Origin of the sequence: Halalkalibacter okhensis (assembly GCF_000787375.1) — a bacterium.
Lineage (GTDB): Bacteria > Bacillota > Bacilli > Bacillales > Bacillaceae_D > Halalkalibacter > Halalkalibacter okhensis.
This window is the reverse complement of record NZ_JRJU01000088.1, coordinates 1-1,045: the sequence shown is the minus strand read 5'-3', so window position 1 is coordinate 1,045 and position 1,045 is coordinate 1. Positions and strand designations below refer to the sequence as shown.

Below are 1,045 nucleotides of genomic sequence, written 5' to 3'. Positions count from 1 at the left end.
CTACTTTGTTCGCACAAAACTCATTAAGCGACAAAAACTATCATATCACATTAGAAAGTTCCGCGCAACACTTTTCAAAACAACTCACTGCTGTTTCGCAGCGACAAGTAATAATATATCACATCCACGTATTACATACAACCTTTTTCAAAAAAAAGATTTACGCAACAATGAATGATGCGGGTGAAGGGAGTCGAACCCCCACGTCATAAGACACTAGATCCTAAGTCTAGCGCGTCTGCCAATTCCGCCACACCCGCATAATTGATGTTTTTGTAAAAACATCTTAAATGGTGAGCCATGAAGGACTCGAACCTTCGACCCTCTGATTAAAAGTCAGATGCTCTACCAACTGAGCTAATGGCTCTTGCTGTTATTTCAAAGATGTATTTCATGTTGCTTACGGACAATCTTTCCGTTGCCTCACCTATTCTTTCATTAGTAGGAAGCTTCACCGCTTGAACAACTCGAATTAATTCAAGTAGATACAGTCAATTCTTTACTAATCATCAAACTAGATTGGCATATAAATGGTGGCTCAGGACGGAATCGAACCGCCGACACATGGATTTTCAGTCCATTGCTCTACCGACTGAGCTACTGAGCCATATCATGCTTTATTAAAAATGGCGGTCCGGACGGGACTCGAACCCGCGACCTCCTGCGTGACAGGCAGGCATTCTAACCAACTGAACTACCGGACCACTTTGGTATTGCGGGGGACGGATTTGAACCGCCGACCTTCGGGTTATGAGCCCGACGAGCTACCAGACTGCTCCACCCCGCGTCGTTATAAAGTATTCGGATGATGCTTTTTCGAAGAAGTTGTCTTTTCCTCTTCCAGCAACGCTCTGTAGTGTTTGCGTCAAGACATGTCGAGGCTTTCTCGACGATGTTTCGCTTCATGCTCCACCCCGCGTCGTTTTATAGTAATCGGATGATGCTTTTTCGAAGAAGTTGTCTTTTCCTCTTCTAGCAACGCTCTGTAGTGTTTGCGTCAAGACATGTCGAGGCTTTCTCGACGATGTTTCGCTTCATGCTCCAC

1 protein-coding gene and 5 tRNA genes are annotated in these 1,045 nt (G+C 44.9%); 1 reads left to right on the top strand and 5 read right to left on the bottom strand.

Annotated features, from left to right (window positions below; translation table 11 throughout):
* On the top strand, nucleotides 1-212 hold a 212-nt coding region (locus LQ50_RS26165), incomplete at its 5' end, for a hypothetical protein (RefSeq protein WP_237563793.1).
* Here LQ50_RS26165 and LQ50_RS24055 read toward each other — a convergent pair.
* The 5 genes from LQ50_RS24055 to LQ50_RS24035 all read right to left on the bottom strand — a co-directional run bounded on the left by LQ50_RS24055 (nucleotide 179) and on the right by LQ50_RS24035 (nucleotide 787).
* Nucleotides 179-260 (bottom strand) — tRNA-Leu (locus tag LQ50_RS24055). The genes LQ50_RS26165 and LQ50_RS24055 overlap by 34 nt on opposite strands.
* Before the next feature lie 31 nt (nucleotides 261-291).
* Nucleotides 292-367 (bottom strand) — tRNA-Lys (locus LQ50_RS24050).
* Between the two features lie 164 nt (nucleotides 368-531).
* Nucleotides 532-607 (bottom strand) — tRNA-Phe (locus tag LQ50_RS24045).
* Nucleotides 608-627: 20 nt separating this feature from the next.
* Nucleotides 628-704 (bottom strand) — tRNA-Asp (locus tag LQ50_RS24040).
* A 9-nt stretch (nucleotides 705-713) separates the two neighbouring features.
* Nucleotides 714-787, bottom strand: a tRNA-Met gene (locus LQ50_RS24035).
* Between the last annotated feature and the right edge of the window lie 258 nt (nucleotides 788-1,045).